This is a genomic window from Pseudomonas cucumis, from assembly GCF_030687935.1.
GTDB classification, from domain to species: Bacteria; Pseudomonadota; Gammaproteobacteria; order Pseudomonadales; family Pseudomonadaceae; genus Aquipseudomonas; species Aquipseudomonas cucumis.
Genome location: NZ_CP117454.1, coordinates 3,466,415 through 3,482,695, shown reverse-complemented (window position 1 = coordinate 3,482,695; position 16,281 = coordinate 3,466,415). Strand labels below are relative to the sequence as shown.

Annotated in this window: 15 protein-coding genes and 1 pseudogene; 4 read left to right on the top strand and 12 right to left on the bottom strand. The window is 58.6% G+C overall.

The features are described 5' to 3' along the window. Positions 1-11: 11 nt before the first annotated feature. Positions 12-1,001, top strand: a complete 990-nt coding sequence (locus tag PSH97_RS15780; RefSeq protein ID WP_305445737.1) for a Csu type fimbrial protein — start codon at positions 12-14, stop codon at positions 999-1,001. Between the two features lie 68 nt (positions 1,002-1,069). Here PSH97_RS15780 and PSH97_RS15775 read toward each other — a convergent pair whose 3' ends face one another. From PSH97_RS15775 to PSH97_RS15750, 6 genes are read right to left on the bottom strand one after another with little or no spacing between them, the layout of a single operon-like run. Next, positions 1,070-2,584, bottom strand: coding sequence for an ABC transporter substrate-binding protein (locus tag PSH97_RS15775; protein ID WP_305445736.1), 1,515 nt, complete (start codon positions 2,582-2,584; stop codon positions 1,070-1,072). 33 nt (positions 2,585-2,617) lie between these two features. Then, on the bottom strand, positions 2,618-3,589 hold the full coding sequence (locus PSH97_RS15770) for an ABC transporter ATP-binding protein (protein WP_305445735.1): 972 nt from the start codon (positions 3,587-3,589) through the stop codon (positions 2,618-2,620). After that, a complete protein-coding gene (locus PSH97_RS15765; RefSeq protein WP_305445734.1) occupies positions 3,586-4,572 on the bottom strand; it encodes an ABC transporter ATP-binding protein in 987 nt (328 codons plus the stop codon). Before PSH97_RS15765 ends, PSH97_RS15770 begins: the two co-directional genes overlap by 4 nt. After that, positions 4,569-5,423 (bottom strand): ABC transporter permease, encoded by an 855-nt coding sequence (locus PSH97_RS15760; RefSeq protein ID WP_123721752.1) that lies wholly within the window; start codon positions 5,421-5,423, stop codon positions 4,569-4,571. The genes PSH97_RS15765 and PSH97_RS15760 overlap by 4 nt, the downstream gene beginning before the upstream one ends. Continuing rightward, on the bottom strand, positions 5,420-6,367 hold the full coding sequence (locus tag PSH97_RS15755) for an ABC transporter permease (RefSeq protein WP_038983062.1): 948 nt from the start codon (positions 6,365-6,367) through the stop codon (positions 5,420-5,422). Before PSH97_RS15755 ends, PSH97_RS15760 begins: the two co-directional genes overlap by 4 nt. 3 nt (positions 6,368-6,370) lie before the next feature. Beyond that, complete coding sequence (locus PSH97_RS15750) at positions 6,371-7,258, bottom strand: proline iminopeptidase-family hydrolase (protein ID WP_305445733.1); 888 nt, start codon at positions 7,256-7,258, stop codon at positions 6,371-6,373. Positions 7,259-7,438: 180 nt separating this feature from the next. On the opposite strand from PSH97_RS15750, the gene PSH97_RS15745 reads away from it, so the two are divergent. The 3 genes and pseudogenes from PSH97_RS15745 to PSH97_RS28615 form a co-directional block, all read left to right on the top strand. Then, positions 7,439-8,200 carry a LuxR family transcriptional regulator gene (locus tag PSH97_RS15745; RefSeq protein WP_305445732.1) on the top strand — a complete coding sequence of 254 codons (762 nt, stop codon included), beginning with the start codon at positions 7,439-7,441 and terminating at the stop codon, positions 8,198-8,200. Positions 8,201-8,292: 92 nt separating this feature from the next. Continuing rightward, entirely contained in the window at positions 8,293-9,192 is a 900-nt protein-coding gene (locus tag PSH97_RS15740; RefSeq protein ID WP_305445731.1) for a proline iminopeptidase-family hydrolase, read from the top strand. A gap of 102 nt (positions 9,193-9,294) precedes the next feature. Continuing rightward, a pseudogene (locus tag PSH97_RS28615) lies at positions 9,295-9,426 on the top strand (hypothetical protein); the annotation flags it as partial. Positions 9,427-9,514: 88 nt separating this feature from the next. Here the strand turns inward: PSH97_RS28615 and PSH97_RS15735 are convergent. The 6 genes from PSH97_RS15735 to PSH97_RS15710 form a co-directional block, all read right to left on the bottom strand. Then, positions 9,515-9,808: a hypothetical protein gene (locus tag PSH97_RS15735; protein ID WP_305445730.1), complete on the bottom strand. Its 294-nt coding sequence runs from the start codon at positions 9,806-9,808 to the stop codon at positions 9,515-9,517. Between the two features lie 129 nt (positions 9,809-9,937). Beyond that, entirely contained in the window at positions 9,938-11,002 is a 1,065-nt protein-coding gene (gene galE, locus PSH97_RS15730; RefSeq protein ID WP_305445729.1) for a UDP-glucose 4-epimerase GalE, read from the bottom strand. Between the two features lie 248 nt (positions 11,003-11,250). Continuing rightward, positions 11,251-12,669 (bottom strand): oligosaccharide flippase family protein, encoded by a 1,419-nt coding sequence (locus PSH97_RS15725; RefSeq protein WP_305445728.1) that lies wholly within the window; start codon positions 12,667-12,669, stop codon positions 11,251-11,253. 90 nt (positions 12,670-12,759) lie between these two features. Next, complete coding sequence (locus PSH97_RS15720) at positions 12,760-14,076, bottom strand: O-antigen ligase family protein (protein WP_305445727.1); 1,317 nt, start codon at positions 14,074-14,076, stop codon at positions 12,760-12,762. Continuing rightward, positions 14,073-15,185 carry a glycosyltransferase gene (locus PSH97_RS15715; protein ID WP_305445726.1) on the bottom strand — a complete coding sequence of 371 codons (1,113 nt, stop codon included), beginning with the start codon at positions 15,183-15,185 and terminating at the stop codon, positions 14,073-14,075. Before PSH97_RS15715 ends, PSH97_RS15720 begins: the two co-directional genes overlap by 4 nt. Continuing rightward, positions 15,182-16,261: a glycosyltransferase gene (locus tag PSH97_RS15710; protein ID WP_305445725.1), complete on the bottom strand. Its 1,080-nt coding sequence runs from the start codon at positions 16,259-16,261 to the stop codon at positions 15,182-15,184. The genes PSH97_RS15715 and PSH97_RS15710 overlap by 4 nt, the downstream gene beginning before the upstream one ends. Positions 16,262-16,281 lie beyond the last annotated feature (20 nt).

Genomic DNA, 16,281 nt, shown 5'->3' with positions numbered 1-16,281 from the left:
GGAGATGGCGTATGCAATTTTCTGATCGATGGCCAGGTAAGGTGATCGGGTTGATGGCGATTTTTCTGCCGTGTCATGCCTACGCCTTGTGCGAGGTGGCCAGTACTTCGCCGGCCGGTTTTGGCTCGATGAGCTCGATCGCGGTGCGTACCACTTTGCAAACCAGCTCCACCACCCATGCCGGATTGAGTTGCACCGGTTCGTTGGCATCGTCGTTGGCCAGTGATGATCATTTTTACGCGACCATTACGTCGGCAACCGCAGGGGTGGTCGGGCCAACCAGTGATGTAATTGGTTACACGGTGTTTGCCAACAACAGCACCAGCTATCCGATCACTCGCGGCGTAGCGTTCGACTTCGCCCGACACTCGATCATCGATGACCTCGGCCTGCTTTCCAACCCCGCGGTTGCCAAGGCCGTACCGATCTACCTGAATACGATTATCGGCAGCAACGTGGCGGCCGGGATTTACTCTGAAACCCTGAACATTTTCTGGAGCTGGGATTATTGCCATGACTATGGTGGAGGCGGCAGTTGTCAGGGGCGAGACATCAACAGCGGTTCCACGAGTCTGACTGTCAATATGACCGTGGACAACGACTGCACGATCACTGCGCCGAACATCAGCTTTGGCAGCGCTTCGGTAATCAGCTCCTTCTCCACCGTCACTGGCCAGACGATCAACCTGGCCTGCACCAAGGGCAGTGCCTACACGGTGGGGCTGGACGATGGTCAGCATGCTGTTGGCGTGGGCGGGCGCAGGCGGATGATCTCGGGCAGCAATTACCTGGCTTATGACCTCTTCAAGAGCGCCGGAACCACCCGTTGGGGCAGCGTCGGCACGGCCCGTCGCGCAAGTTCCGATGCCGAGGTCAACCCCGGCAATGGCCTGGGCACTGGCAGTCAGATCTTCAACTACAACGCCAAAATCTACCTCGACCAGAGCACGCCATCACCGGGAACCTATCTGGACAGTGTGGTGCTGGATGTGGGGTTTTAGTACCTGCTCCCGGCATAAAAAAAGGACCTCTGAAAAGAGGTCCATTGGTTTCCATGCTTCAGCGCAACTTAGTTCTTCACAGTTTCCTCAAGAGAGAAACGCCCCAGTGGGTTTTGCTGGAAGTTTTCTATGTTCTTGCGCGAAATGTTGATGTACGGGCTGTAGTAAAGGTCGATCCAGTTGACGTCCTGTTTGGCGACCTTCTGTAAGTCGACGTACATCTGTTCACGCTTGGCCGGGTCCGCTTCCACTCGGGCAGCCGACACCAGATTCTTGACCTTGTCGTTCTTGTAGCGGGTCATGTAGTTCATGTTGGTATCGTGGCCCAGCACGAAGGTGGTCTTCTGGTCCGGGTCGAGGATGTCGTTGGTCCAGTACATCACGGACAGGTCGTAGTCACCGTCGACCAGCATCTGCCAGCTCTGGGTTGGGTCGACCTTTTGCAGGGTGGCGGTTACACCGACGGCCGCCAGTTGCTGCTGAACCAGCACGGCAATCTGCTCATCGGCTTCGTTACCAGCGTTGACCACATAGTTCAGCTTCATGCCCGTTGCGCCGGCATCGCTCAGCATCTGCTTGGCTTTGGTTGGGTCGAATGGACGCTTTAAGTTGTCGGCGTAGTGGTAAAGCGAGCCCTTGGGAATGTAGGAGTAAGCCTCCTGGCCATGGCCGAAGGTCACGGTATCGACCACCGATTTTTTGTTGATCGCCATGTCCAGTGCCTGACGTACTTCAGGCTTGCTCAGCAGACCGTGCTCATGGTTGATCAACAGGTGATCTTCCCGAGTGGAAGGGTCGGAGTGGATGGTCAGGTTGGGATCCTTGCGCAGCGCGTCGACTCGCGAAAACGGTACGAAGATCGCGGAGTCCAGCTCGCCTGCCTGTACCTTGAGCATCCGGGTATTGTCGTCCGGAATGGAAATCCACTCCACGCCATCCAGGCTGACCTTGTCGGCCTGCCAGAAATGCGGGTTCTTCTCCAGCTTCACGCGGTCGCCGCGCAGCCACTCTTTGACAAAAAATGCGCCTGAGACCACAGGCTCCTGGGCATAGGCATCTTCGCCCATGCGGGTCATGGCCTTCTGCGAGAGAACCGACACGGTCGGTGAGGCCAGTTGGGAGAGGAACGGTACCGACGGGGTGGTCAGGGTGACGACCAGGGTCTGCGGATCGGCCGCTTTCGCCGTGTCGATCAGTTTGTAGGCGTCGCTCCACAGTGAGGCTTTGTTATCGCGAGTGCGCAACAGGCTGAATGCCGCATCATCGGCTGTGATCGGCGAGCCGTCGGAGAATTTCGCCGCGCGAATTTTGAAGGTGTAGGTCAGGCCATCGTCGGAGACTTTCCAGCTTTCAGCCAGGCCGGGTTCCATCTTGCTGCCGGCCTTGTCGACCCGGATCAGTGTGTCGTAGACATTGGAAAACACCCAGGTATCGCGGTTTTGCGCGCTCTTGATCGGGTCGAACGTGGTGCTTTCTTCACGGCAACCGATGGTGAGTACACCGGCCGCCTGAGCAATGCCGCTGGCAAGAGTGCAAGCGGTCAATGTGGCTGCGGCGAGCAATTTCAAATGCCTGGATCGCATGGTCAAACTCCTTCTTGATGGGTACGTTGTTTTTTAAAGCAGAGGCTCCTCAAGCACGCAGTCGTAACGGCGAGCGTCGAGTTGACGGGTCGGGGGCGCCACCTGGCTACAGGTAGGACGAACATAGCGACAGCGTGGGTGAAAGGCGCAGCCGGATGGCAGTTGCAAGGGGCTGGGTGGTTCACCGGGCAAAGGGTCGGTAGGTAGCGCCCGGGCCGGATCGATTTGCGGAATCGACTGGATCAGTGCGGCAGTATAAGGATGACGCGGGGAGCGGAATACTTCCTCCACGGGGCCTTCTTCGACGATCTTGCCCAGGTACATCACCGCCACCCGATCACACAGCCGGCGAACGATCATCAGATCATGGGCAATGAATACAATTGCCAGGTTCATGCGCTGGCGCAGTTCCAGCAGCAGGTTGATGATCTGCCCCTGGATGGACACGTCCAGCGCGGCCACGCATTCATCGGCGACGATCAGGCGCGGTTCCACGGCCAGCGCGCGGGCGATCCCGACACGCTGGCATTGGCCGCCACTCAAGGCGTGCGGTTTGCGCGAGGCCAATTCGGGGCGCAGACCAACCAGAGTCAGCAGTTCATCGACTCGGGCGGCAATCAGTGGTTCCGGCACTTTGCGTTGTACCCGGAGCACTTCCGCCAGGGTCTGGCCGATGCTCAGGCGTGGGTTGAGAGCGGCGTAAGGGTCCTGAAAAACCATCGCCGTCTCATGACGCAGCCTCTGGATGTCAATCTTCCCTGCGTGGGCCATGTCGATGCCATCGAACAGCACCTGCCCGGCGTAGATCTCGTTAAGGTGCAGGATCGCCCGCCCCAGGCTGCTTTTGCCACTGCCCGACTCGCCGACCAGCCCAAGTGTTTCTCCGGCCGACAGGGTCAGCGAAACGCCGTTCACCGCTGTCAGCCATTGCCGATTCATGCCCAGCAGACCAGTGCCCGGAGCGGCGAAACGCACGTGCAGATCGTTGACCTCGAGCAGGGTCATGAGCGGTCTCCGGCGGTCAAGGGGTAATGGCAAGCGATGCGGTGTCCATGGCTTACAGGCTGCAAACTCGGCATCAGTGTTGTGCATCGGTTGCCGATTTGCTGGCAGCGCGGATTGAAGCGGCAACCGTGGGGCAGGGCATCGAGCAGGGGCGGTTGCCCGGCGATGGTTTTGAGCAATGCGTGACCGTGACTGGTGGCCGGCTGACAGTCGATCAGCCCAGCGGTGTAAGGATGGCGTGGATGGGCCAGCACTTCGTGTTTGTTGCCGTGCTCGCACAAACGTCCGGCGTACATCACGGCAATCGAGTCGCAGGTCTGGGCAACCACCCCCAGGTCATGGGTGATCAAGATGATTGACAGGCCACGCTGGTCACGAAGATCCAACAGCAGGCGCAGGATTTGCGCTTGCACCGTGACGTCGAGGGCGGTGGTCGGCTCGTCGGCGATCAGCACGTTCGGGTTGCAACCCAGCGCCACGGCGATCATCGCTCGCTGACGCATGCCGCCGGAGAATTCGTGAGGGTAACTGTCGACTCGCCGCTGCGGATCGGGAATGCCCACTTGCCGAAGTACGTCGATGGCCTGGGCGCGGGCTTCGCGCTTGCTGGCGCCTTGGTGCAGACGAATACCTTCGCCAATCTGCTCGCCAATGCGCATCAACGGGTCGAGATGGCTGCTGGGGTTCTGGAAAATCATCCCTAATTGGCGCCCACGCATGCGGCGCATGCCGGTCTCGTCCAGATGCAATAGATTTTCCCCCGCCAGTTGCACGGTTGTGCCTTCGACTCGCAGGTTGGGCGACGGCAGCAGCCTCATTAAACCGCGACAAGCCATGGTCTTGCCGGAGCCGCTTTCCCCCACCAGTCCAAGCACTTCACCCTCGGCCAGGTCAAAGGACAAGCGATCCACCAGGGTCACCTCGTGCTCACCCTTACGGGCGATGACGCTGAGTTCTTCGACCTTCAGCACAGGCGCACTCATGAGCGTTCACCCAGGTGTTCGGCAACAGCGTCGGCCAGCAGGCTGAAGCCCATGGCCAGGGTGACGATCGCCAATCCCGGAAAGGTGCAGATCCACCAGGCGGAGGTGATGAAACTCTGGCCTTCGGCGACCATCGTGCCCCACTCGGCGGTGGGTGGTTGAACCCCGAGGCCGAGGTAACTGACGGCCGCGCCGTTGAGCAACACCAGCACCGCATCGGACATGGAAAACACGATGGAGCCGAACATTGCGTTCGGCAGCAGGTGCCGAAACAGAATGCGCCCATGGCCGAAGCCGAGGCTTTTGGCGGCCAGGGCGAAATCGCTTTCCTTGAGTATCAGGATCTGCGAGCGGATCAACCGTGCGTAGGACACCCAGCCCACCAGAGCCATGGCGATATAGAAACTCATCAGGCCGGGGCCGAGAATCGCCATGATCGCCAGCATCAACACCAGGAACGGGAAGGCCAGGATGATATCGATCAGGCGCATGCAGAACGTATCGAAGCGCCCGCCGATATAACCGGACAAGGCCCCGACACAGGTGCCGATCAGAAACGGAAAAATCACCCCGATCACCGCCAACTGCAAGTCGATGCGGGCCGACCAGATCACTCGAGACAAGACGTCGCGGCCAAAATTGTCGGTGCCGAACGGGTGCGCCAGATGGGGCGCCAGCAGACGAATATCAGTGTTCTGGGCGATTGGATCGAAGGGCGCGATCCAGGGCGCGAAGATCGCCAGCACCAGCCAACCGAGCAGGATTGCCAGGCCCAATCCCATTGCCAATCGAGGGTTGCGCAAACCCAGGCGCAGGTTCAGTCGGGGGGCAGTCGTTGCCTGACTGCTCATCGGATTTTCACGCGTGGATCGATGGCTACCGTGATCACATCAGCGAGGAAGTTTACCGCCACGGTGGCGCAGGCCAGCACCATTGCCACGCCTTGGACTACCATATAGTCACGGGTGAAGATGCCCCGGACCAACAGCTGGCCGATTCCGGGAATGGCGAACAGACTCTCGATGACCACTGTGCCGCTGATCAGCCAGCCGATGTTCACCGCCAGCAGGTTGACGGCGGGTACGAGCGAATTGGGCAGTACATGACGACGAAACACCGCGTCTTCAGACAGACCGCGAGCCCGGGCTGCCGTGACATGGTCGGCTTGCAGTTCCATCAGCATGCTTGCCCGCAGATTACGCACCAACACCGCCGATAACGCCAGGGCAATGGTCAGGCAGGGCAGGACCATGTGGTGCAGTTTGTCCAGCCAGGAGCGCCCGTAGCCGGAAACCGGGAACCAGCCTAGTTGCACACTGAATAGCAGGATCAACATGATCCCCAGCCAGAACGCCGGCATGCCGAGCCCGGCGGTGGTGAACAGGCGGATCAGGTTGTCGCCCCAGCCACCCTTGTTGCGGGCCGCAACGGTGGCCAGCGGCACCGCGATCAACATTGCCAGCAGCACACTGCCAAGCACCAGGAACAGCGTGGGCTCGATGCGTGTGCTGATCAGCTTCAAGGCGTCGACCTTGTACAGCAATGACTGGCCGAGATCGCCGTTGAACAGGTTTTTCAGGAAGTAGAAGTACTGCATCCACAGCGGCTGATCGAGGCCGAACTGAGCGCGAACCCTGAGCAGCCCCTCCGGCGTACTGCGCGAGCCGAGGAGGGCGCGCGCCGGGTCGCCGGGAATCGAGCGTACCAGCACAAACGTGATGAGACTGATGCCGAACAGCACCGGCAGCAGCTGCAGGGGCCGTGACAGGATGAAACGGTAACGCGACAGATTCATCGACTAACCTCGGTGCCGCTGGAGGAAATCCAGCAACACCGGAAAGTAGGCGTGAGGTTCTTCGTAGAAGGGCATATGGCTGCTGTTGGGGAACACATGCAGCGCAGCATCCTTGAGCGCCATTTTCATGCGCATGGCACAGGCTGGAGTGAGTTCGTCGTGCTGGCCGGTGGTAATCAACACCGGCATGGAAAAATCGGCCATTTCCTGCAGACGATTCCAGTTTTTCAGGTTGCCGACGTAGAGGAACTCATTCGGCCCCTGCATGGTTGTGTAGGGCCCCATGTTCCAGTCGCCCAAAGAGCGCGTGACCGGCGCCGGCCATTCGTCCAGACGGCAGACGTGGCGATAGTTGAGGAGGGTGATCGCGGCTTGGTATTGCGGGTGATCGAGGGTGCCCATGGCTTCATGACGTTGCATCATGGCCATGGTTTCGCTGCCCAGCGCGCCTCGCAGACGCTCCAGTTCCTGAGACAGGTGCGGGATATCGCCTACCGTATTTTCCAGAATCAGGGTTTTGAGCGCGTGAGGGTGGTAAATGGCGTATTCGATCGCCAGCCAGCCGCCCCAGGAGTGCCCCAGCAAGTGCACCCGGCCCAGGTCGAGGGCCTGACGGACGGTTTCCACCTCCGCGACATAACGGGTGATGTCCCAGAGGGATGGGTCTTCGGGTCTGTCAGACGCTCCGGTGCCGAGTTGGTCGAAGGCGACAACGCGCAACCCCTTGTCCTTGAGCCAGCCATGGGCGTCACGCAGATAATCGCAGGGAAGTCCCGGGCCTCCATTGAGGCACAGCAGGACCTCATCGCCCTCGCCAAAGCTATAAACCACCAGATTGTGGCCGTCGACTTCAACGTTATAGTGTTGGTCCGGTTCGATTTCACGCCACATCGCACTCTCCCTTTATGATGCTGGCCGGTACGGACGCTGACCAAATGGCTCAACCTTACTGAATAGGTCATGCGCCCAAAAGCTAGTATTTCGTATAGGTTTTGTCTGGCAGTCCTGCGCCGAGGCGTGGCATTCTACGTGCTGAATTTCAGGATTGAAATTAATTAGGGAGCGCAATGGATGCAGGCCAAGCTATCTGACCTCAATCCCCGTCTGTTGTCGGGCAAGAGCCTGGATGAGCAGATGGACAACGCCATGCTGTTGGCCGAGGAACTGGGTTTTGATGCCTTGGTGTACGACTACAGCCCGGTGCCGCTGGACCATCAAGGCAAGTTGATCACGCCCGCGGTGCTCAAACTGCGCAACACTCCAGCCGATTGGCATACCCGTTGGTGTACAGAGGGTTACTACCAGATCGACCCTGTCCAGCAGGTAGCACTCAATTGTGTTTCACCCTTTGTCTGGTCCTACAAACCCGGGACAGACACGTTGTTGGAGCCGGTCATCAGTCCGTGCCATGCGCCCGTGGTGAATTACCTCGAAGACACGCAAATGACCTGTGGTGTGTCGGTCCCGATTCATCTGCCCAGAGGCGGTTTTGCCTCGTTGACGGGGCTGCGTACCGGCAGCGGCACCAGTGTCCTGCGCGATGCCCGGCGGGCCCTGGCGGATTTCAGTCTGATTTCCCATGCCTTGCAGGAAGCGGCCTATCCGTTGCTTGGCAAGGAGGCTCACACGCCTCCCATTCACCTGACCAAACGTGAACGCGAGTGTCTTAAATGGGCGGCTGAAGGGCTGACCGCCGCCGAGATTGCCAACCAACTGAATCGCTCATTGGCCACCATCAGCCTCCATCTGACCTCGGCCATGCATAAACTCGGGGCCAAGAATCGGGTCCAGGCCGTGGTTCGGGCCACCCATTATCGGTTGCTCGATAGCTGAAACAGGGCAAAACCTATCTATTTCTCTAGTTATTTCCAACGTCTGATCCCGCTATCGTGTGCCGTACGGTTTTTCAGGGGCGGCAAAGAGAAATGGAATCTATCGGAATACGTGAAGGCTTCGCACCTTTTGGTCCTTATCAGACCTGGTACCGCGTCACGGGTCACTTCGACGGTAAAAACACGCCGCTGGTGATTCTGCATGGCGGCCCGGGCTGCACGCATGATTACGTCGACGCTTTCAAGGACATCGCCGCGAGTGGCTATCCGGTGGTTCATTACGATCAACTGGGTAACGGTCGCTCGACCCACCTCCCGGAAAAAGATGCCTCATTCTGGAACGTAGCGCTGTTTCTCGATGAACTGGACAACCTGCTGGATCATCTGGAAATCAGCGACAATTACGCGCTACTGGGGCAATCCTGGGGCGGCATGCTCGCCAGTGAGCACGCCGTACGGCAACCTGAGGGGCTACGGGCCTTGATCGCCGCCAATTCCCCTGCGGATATGCGCGTCTGGGTTGAGGAAGCCAACCGTTTACGTCAATTATTGCCTGCCGGTGTGCACGAAACATTGCTTGAATACGAACGTGCAGGGGATTTTCAAGCGGTCGCCTATCAGGAAGCATCGAGGGTTTTTTACGACAACCATGTGTGTCGCGTCCTTCCCTGGCCGGACGAAGTCGCGCGTACGTTTGCCCAGGTCGATGCCGACCCCACCGTTTACCATGCCATGAGCGGGCCGACGGAGTTTCATGTGATAGGCAGCCTGAAAGACTGGACCATTGTCGACCGCTTGCGGCATATCAACGTACCGACGCTGGTGATCTCCGGTCGCTACGATGAAGCAACCCCGGCGGTGGTCAAACCCTATCTGGAGCAGATCCCGAACGTGCGTTGGGCGTTGTTCGAGAACTCCAGCCACATGCCTCATGTCGAGGAGCGGGTTGGCTGCATGGGGACGGTAGTGAGTTTTCTGGATGAGTGCTTGTAGGCAGGACGGCCCGTGAGGTCCACGGGCCTGCTTGTGCGGCAACACGACTCAAAGATCGATCACCAAATCAGACGTCGGAATGCTGCACAACAACCGTCCAGGCCCTGGGTCACCGATAGCATCGGCTTGCTGGGCACCGAGCCCAGCTACAAGCTGATGATGGAGTGCGACACCTTGCTGATGATCGGCTCGGGTTTCCCCTACTTCGAATTTCTGCCCAAGGAGGGGCAAGCGCACGCGTCTGGAAATGGTCACCCTGTATTGGCATCTGGTGGTATTCATCCTCGGTGAGTCAGCGACCCGCTGAGGTCAAATTTCCTCGTCATTCCTCAGCCGAAACCTGCGGCTGATGTGTTGAGTGCCCGGCTGATAAGAGATGCACAGGGTATTCAGCCATGATTAATCGCAAGTGCTCGATGGCTTCCAGGTATTTAAGATCGGCTTGTCGTCTTTTCTTCTGATACTGCATGAACTGTTCGACGTCCATGTGGGGCTGGTCGAGAAGATCAAGGGCGGCGTGGCTCAAGTGATAGGCTTCGCTGAACAGTTCTTTGTTACGTTCAAGCGCCAGGTTTAGACAGGCTATCGCTTGATCGGAAGTCATCGTACCGTTCATTGCTGCGACCTCTTTTATGGGTGTGTTCCAGGTTTTTTTGGGTAGTGCAGTGCAGGAGCCAGGCTATTTACCGCGACGCTCTACCTTGAGGTAACGTCGAGCCACAGCACCAGACCATGGGCCTTTTGCTCATACCCGTTGCTTTAACGCAACGGGTGCCAATAAATCGGACTGGGCGTGGTAGCCATGCGGATTACGCAGCTGCCATCGCCAGGTGTCTTGGATCATTCGCACCAGATCGCGCTGCGCGTACCAGCCCAGATCACGCCCGGCCTTGGTGGGGTTGGACCAGCATTCAGCGATATCGCCGGCGCGGCGTGGCGCGAATTTGAAGGGGATGCTAATGCCGGTGATGTCTTCGAAGGCGCGGATGATCTGCAGAACGCTGTAGCCATTACCCGTTCCCAGGTTCCAGGCATGGATGCCGTTTCTGCTCTGCAACGCTTGCAGCGCTTTGAGATGGCCATCGGCAAGGTCGACCACATGGACGTAATCGCGCACGCACGTTCCGTCAACGGTGGGATAGTCGCTGCCGAACACGGTCAGTTCGGGCACTCGCCCCATCGCGACCTGGGTCAGGCAAGGCAGCAGGTTATTGGGTCGGCCATTGGGGTTTTCGCCAATCTGCCCGCTCTCGTGCGCGCCGATAGGGTTGAAGTAGCGCAACAAAGCGATGCTCCAGCGCGGATCCGACAGGCACAGGTCGGCGAGCAATTCTTCGGTCATGAGCTTGGTGCGACCGTAGGGGCTTATCGGTTTACCGGTGCCCAGGTCCTCAATGATCGGTATCTGCCGGGGGGCGCCATACACGGTGGCCGATGAGCTGAACACCAGTTTGAAGACTTCGTAGCGGGCCATCGCATGGCAGAGATTGAGCGTGCCGACCACATTGTTGGCGTAATAATCCAGCGGCTTGCGTACGCTTTCCTCGACGGATTTGAGGCCGGAAAAATGCATCACGGCATCGATGTCATAGCGGCTGAAAATATCGTCGAGCAGTTTCGTATTGCGAATATCGCCTTCAATGAAATCGACCCGTGTAAGGGTCAAACGCTCCAGACGCGTGAGCGATTCCCGGCAGCTGTTACACAGGTTGTCGAGCACCAGCACCTGCTGGCCGGCGTTGATCAGGGCCAAAGTGGTATGAGAGCCGATGTATCCGGCTCCGCCTGTAATCAGCGTGGTTTTTCCCATGATAGGGCGCTCCTCCGGTCACAAGAAGACGGTCAAGATAGGGAGTGCGATCCGTGCGAGAGTTGTTGCGGGAAGAGTGGAACGCTGCACATTGATGAGCATGGATATCTACACATCTTCCCGATTTTGATCGGTGTACATATCCGTTTCTGCGGTAACGGCCTATCAGGCAGCCTCGCTCCTACAAAGGGCAATAACCGCCAGCCAACACAACCGCAGAAACAATGCCCATGCATTGATGAGTGCATTCAGCGAGCGGTGAACACCAATTTGAATTCCTGTGGCCACCGCGGGTGCAACGCGCTATAGGCCAGCGCATAAGTCAGCGTGCCGATACCAATGCTGCAGGCCAGGTGCAGATAGCCGCGCAAACCCAGGTGGGAAGAAACAAACACCACGACGGCGGCCATGATGAGCGTGGCGATCACGCTGCGATAATTGGATTCGAAGACTGGGCGCCAACCGTAACCTATTGCCGTATTCAGCCCGCGCATTTGCAGGGGCGTGATGATCACCATCCGCGCCAGCAAGGCCAGGGCTGCGGCCATGCCTGCGTAGCGGTGACCCAGGCTGTAAACCAGCGCCAGCGCCAGCAGGGTGGTTGCCACTTCAGCCTTGACGGTCAGGTGGGTGCGATTGACCGCCACCAGGGCTGTCGTGGCGTACATGGCGGTGTTGCCGATGGCTGCGGTGCAGGCCAGCACTTGCAGCAAGGGAATGGCTTCTGCCCATTTGGCGCCGAATATCAAAAGAATGATGTCTTCGGCCGTTAACGCGATGCCGACGAACAGTGGCGTGAGCAGGAAACCACTGATTGCCGTCGAGTCGCTGATCAACCCGATCAACCGCGGGGTATCGGTACCGCGCCGGGCAAACACCGGCAATGCATAACTCATCAGGCCGTTATAAATCGCCGTGCGAGGCAGATCGATGATGCGCATGGCGATATTGAACATGCCGACGGCATGGGTGCCGGCCGTAATACCGAGTACCACATTGACGCCGCGCTGCAGCATATGCCAACTCATCACGTTGATCGCAACCGGTGCTCCGGCCCTCAACAGCTCGCGCAGGAATGGCCCGTCGATGTAGAAGGCAATCCGGCGGCGGTTACCGAGCATCAATACAACGACCGAAACGAACTCCATGATCAATACCTGAGCGATCAACGCCCATGGGCCAAATCCCCAGAGCGCGATGGCGATACCTCCCACGCCGCCGGCCACTTTGCCCAAGAGCGTGCGCGAGGCCAGCATCTTGAAGTTGCTGGTGCGGCGCATTTCCACGACATACACCCGCGACATCATGGTGAAGAGAATTTTCACCGAGGCGGCCGCCGTCATCCATTGGATCATCAGGGACGTCGTATACAGCATTACGGCGAACGAGATGACGACGATAGAGCCCAGACTGATCAGCACGGCGAACCAGAACGCCGTGCAGATGTGTTTCTCTTCGAGATGCTCCAGACGTACCAGTGGGTCTTCGAGCATTGACGAGTAGAGAATGGCCACTACCTCGACAATGGCAATGATCACCGTGCCCATCCCCAGCTCGGCCGGCGACATGAGCCTGGCAAAAGCGATAAAGGTAATCATGGACAGGAAAATCAGGCCGAATTTTTCGGTGAAGATCCAGATTAATGTCATCAGGCGATGATTGGCCATGGGTAGAACCCGCAGTGGATTTGCGGTCGACAGGCAGTGATCGGCTCAGGGCGACTTACGCAGTGTTTTCACCCGCGCATAGAGATAGCGCTAGGTCGTCGCTTTGGCGGGTACGCCCTCGAGCGTCACGCAATCACCAGGCGTGAAAGGGCGTCCTGCCAGGCCAGAGCGTTTGGCGTGGTGGTGACGGAATGACAGGGCTAGGACGCAGAACACCAGAAACTCCGCCGAGCGATAGTTGGGCACGACATACGCCACATAGTTGGTGAGCATGAACGATCCGATGATGACCATCGCACTGACGTGAAACCGCGCAGACTGATCAGCCATTACGGCCCGATAGTGTTTGATCAGTGCCTCTACCAGCATGAGGATCAACGCGATCAACTGAACGACGCCGCCGTTAAGCAAGGTTTCCATGTAACCGCTGTGGGCATTGCCGATGTAACCCCAACGGTTGATGAATACTTCGGCGCTTGGGCTGGACCAGAAGGCGCCGAAGCCGTAACCCTTGAGGAATTCGGCATCGATCAGTGGTGTGAGCAGGTCCCAGATCCGCGTGCGGTCGGTGAGTGACGGGTCACGACCGGTCAGCTCCAGCAGCAACGCATAATTGCCGTATAGAAAGAAACAGATCAGCACATAGACGATCATCGTACCGAGGAACGCTGGCCATGAACGGTTGATGTGCAAGCGGATCAGCGTGAGGAAGTACCAACAGCTCACCGTGCCGGCACAGATCAGCGCGATGGCGGTGGCGGATTGGGCCAGCGCAATCGCGATCAGCGAAAATAACGAGCAGAGGATGGCCCATGGATTACGCTGGCGGATCATCGGCAGCAGTAACAGAATAGCGATCGCGTTGATCCGTGCGCCGGCATTTTTTTCCGGGAAAATCCCTTTGAACGCACCATCGCGGGGACCGCCGTATACGAAGGCGATGTCAGGCCTGAACAGCGCGATTATCAAGCCGAAAAACGCTGCGGCGCCGATGATGCAGCCGAGCATGAAGGCGACTTTCTCGAGGCTGTAGTTGTAGGCGATGAAACCTGCAAAGAACACCACGCTGATCATTGCCACAAAACGTTTGAAACTTAACATCGGGTCGTAGGACCAACTGATCGATACGGCCACGCAGAGCATGAACATCAGTAGGAAGGCATTGTTCCTGTAAAAGCTTTTGCTGAGAAAGACCTTGTTGCGGATGAAGAAGAACAGCGGTACCAGCAGGGTGATCAGGCCGCAGATCTGGTTGATCGCGTTGCCTTCGAGGTCTTTTTCGGCGGCGTCCAGATTCGACACATCAGCCAACCCGAAAAAAAATCCAATCACCTGGATATAGAACAGCCCGCCGAACAACGTGAAGGCGTCGCGCAGGGTGGTGTACCTGACTTCCAGTTTGTTCATGACGAGGGACTCCCAAGTAGCGCGTCGAGATAAGTTTTCGCCGCACAGGCGCTCACGAAACGGGCAGCGGCATCGATGCGCGCCTGACGGTTTGCATCAGGCGGTAACGTTAGTTCCACGGTAATGGCCTGGGCCAATGCGCCAGGGTCGTCGACTGCCACCAGCGGGGCGATCGCGCCATTGTCGAGAATCTCTTGCGGGCCATAGGGGCAGTGGGTTGATACCACCGGGGTGCCCGTGGACATGGCCTCGACCAGCGCATTGGGACTGCCCTCGAAACGCGACGACAGCACAAAGCAATCGGCCGCTGCCACTTCCGCCAATGGATCGCTGGTATAGCCCGGCAGATCGAATCGGTCGGCCACGCCCAAGGCGACGGCCTGCTCGATCAACTCGGTTCTGAGTGCGCCTTCGCCGAAAATGATCAATCGGGTACTGGGGTCGGGTAATCGGGCGAAGGCATCGAGCAATACGTCAAAGCCTTTTTGCTGTGTCAGGCGACCTACGGCGACAATCACCGGGGTTGTTTTTTTCGACAGCCAGCGGTGGTTCGGACGTCCCGGCGCCTTGTCGCGAAAATCATTGTCGAGCACCGGGTTGTCGGCAATGGTGACATCCTGCGCGCGGGTGATGGTAGTGTCGACCAGGTCCTGGGCGACGCCGCGCGAGACGCAGATCACCGGATTGGGGATGAGTCGATACAGCAGCGGTGCCAACAAATAAGCGGTGCGCACCATCAACGCGGGATTGACGTGTCTGTCATGGGAAAACGCGTTGCGTTCGCTGACATGCAGGCGCGCCAGCGTACCGGACAGCGCGGCGGCGGCGATGGCCACCACGTTGACATGGGTGAGGGCGGCCAGTTGCGCGTCAAAGCGATTGTGGCGAAGAAAGCGTGCCAGCGCCGGCACTGCCCTGGAGCTGCGCGCACTGTGCAACTCTACCTGTTTGACCCGTGGGTCGAGACCAGCCGAGTTCACCCCTGCGCCAGTGAGCATCAGCAAGGTCACGTCATTGCCTGCATCCGTCAGCGCTCCGGCGAGGCGCACCATCATTTTTTCGGCGCCCCCTCCGCTCAAGTCCTGCAGAATAATCAGCAACCTTTTCATTGATTCCATACCTGGTAGTACGCCTGCGCGGCGGATTGACTGGTGTACTGTCGGACGGCTTCAGCGGCCACTTCCCCGCTGGGCGCAGCCTCGCTTTGCGTGATCAGGCTGCGCAGCATCCCTTCGGCCAGCGCCGCTACATCGTTGACCTTGACCAGGTCGCCGAGGCGGCCGTTATCAAGCAGTTCCCTGGGCCCGGTTTCGCAGTCGCAGGCCAGCACGGGTGTGCCCAGCGCCAGGGCTTCGATCAGCACGGTCGGCAAGCCCTCATGAAACGAACTCAGGATCAGCAGTCGTGCCTGCCTGATAAAAGGGTAGGGGTTGCTCAGGAAACCGGTGAAATGCACACGGTCTTCGATGCCCAGTCGGCTGGCCTGTGAGGTCAGCGCGTCAAGTTGCGGGCCATCGCCGATGATCACCAGATCCGGCAGTGCAGCGCTGCGCAAGGCCATGGCGTAGGCATCGAGCAGCAGGTGGAAACCCTTCGGTTCCACCAGCCGGCCCACCGCTAGCCAGAACTGCGCCGGCGTGTCGGTGAGCATGGGCGTCTGTGCGGCACTGAGCAGTTGTTCGGTGACCACTGCGTTGGGGCAATAACGAACGCGTTCGCGACCCCAGGGCACCCGCTCGGCGAGGGACTGGCGCAAGCCGTTGGAAACCGTCACTACCCGACCGTTGCCACAGAGGTACAACGCATAGAGCAGACGCAAGATGGCGGGGCTGATTTTCTGTTCGCTGCAATCCAGTGCTGCATGACGGCTATAGATGACCTGGCATGGGCTACCCAAGGTGGCAAACCAGCTGCAGAGGTTGGCTTGTTCCTTGGCGGCGATGAGGTGGGTCACCTCCTGGCGACGAATAATCCGCCGCAGCAGTACGATGGACTTGAGCAAACCGACGATTCCATTGCCGCCGCCATGGAGCGTGGCAGCCCCTTCATCGTCTGGTGTGTCGCCATTCATGACGAAATAACTGACACGCTGGCCATCTTTGAGAAACTGCCTGGCCAGGCGTTGCTGAACACGCTCCAGGCCACCATCGGGCTTGAAGTCCTTGAGGATGAACAGGATATGCATGGTCGTTGCTCGGAGCCGGA

Coding starts and splice junctions, on each gene's coding strand:
- PSH97_RS15780 (WP_305445737.1), top strand. CDS start 12: ATGCAATTTTCTGATCGATGGCCAGGTAAGGTGATCGGGTTGATGGCG.
- PSH97_RS15775 (WP_305445736.1), bottom strand. CDS start 2,584: ATGCGATCCAGGCATTTGAAATTGCTCGCCGCAGCCACATTGACCGCT.
- PSH97_RS15770 (WP_305445735.1), bottom strand. CDS start 3,589: ATGACCCTGCTCGAGGTCAACGATCTGCACGTGCGTTTCGCCGCTCCG.
- PSH97_RS15765 (WP_305445734.1), bottom strand. CDS start 4,572: ATGAGTGCGCCTGTGCTGAAGGTCGAAGAACTCAGCGTCATCGCCCGT.
- PSH97_RS15760 (WP_123721752.1), bottom strand. CDS start 5,423: ATGAGCAGTCAGGCAACGACTGCCCCCCGACTGAACCTGCGCCTGGGT.
- PSH97_RS15755 (WP_038983062.1), bottom strand. CDS start 6,367: ATGAATCTGTCGCGTTACCGTTTCATCCTGTCACGGCCCCTGCAGCTG.
- PSH97_RS15750 (WP_305445733.1), bottom strand. CDS start 7,258: ATGTGGCGTGAAATCGAACCGGACCAACACTATAACGTTGAAGTCGAC.
- PSH97_RS15745 (WP_305445732.1), top strand. CDS start 7,439: ATGCAGGCCAAGCTATCTGACCTCAATCCCCGTCTGTTGTCGGGCAAG.
- PSH97_RS15740 (WP_305445731.1), top strand. CDS start 8,293: ATGGAATCTATCGGAATACGTGAAGGCTTCGCACCTTTTGGTCCTTAT.
- PSH97_RS15735 (WP_305445730.1), bottom strand. CDS start 9,808: ATGAACGGTACGATGACTTCCGATCAAGCGATAGCCTGTCTAAACCTG.
- galE (WP_305445729.1), bottom strand. CDS start 11,002: ATGGGAAAAACCACGCTGATTACAGGCGGAGCCGGATACATCGGCTCT.
- PSH97_RS15725 (WP_305445728.1), bottom strand. CDS start 12,669: ATGGCCAATCATCGCCTGATGACATTAATCTGGATCTTCACCGAAAAA.
- PSH97_RS15720 (WP_305445727.1), bottom strand. CDS start 14,076: ATGAACAAACTGGAAGTCAGGTACACCACCCTGCGCGACGCCTTCACG.
- PSH97_RS15715 (WP_305445726.1), bottom strand. CDS start 15,185: ATGAAAAGGTTGCTGATTATTCTGCAGGACTTGAGCGGAGGGGGCGCC.
- PSH97_RS15710 (WP_305445725.1), bottom strand. CDS start 16,261: ATGCATATCCTGTTCATCCTCAAGGACTTCAAGCCCGATGGTGGCCTG.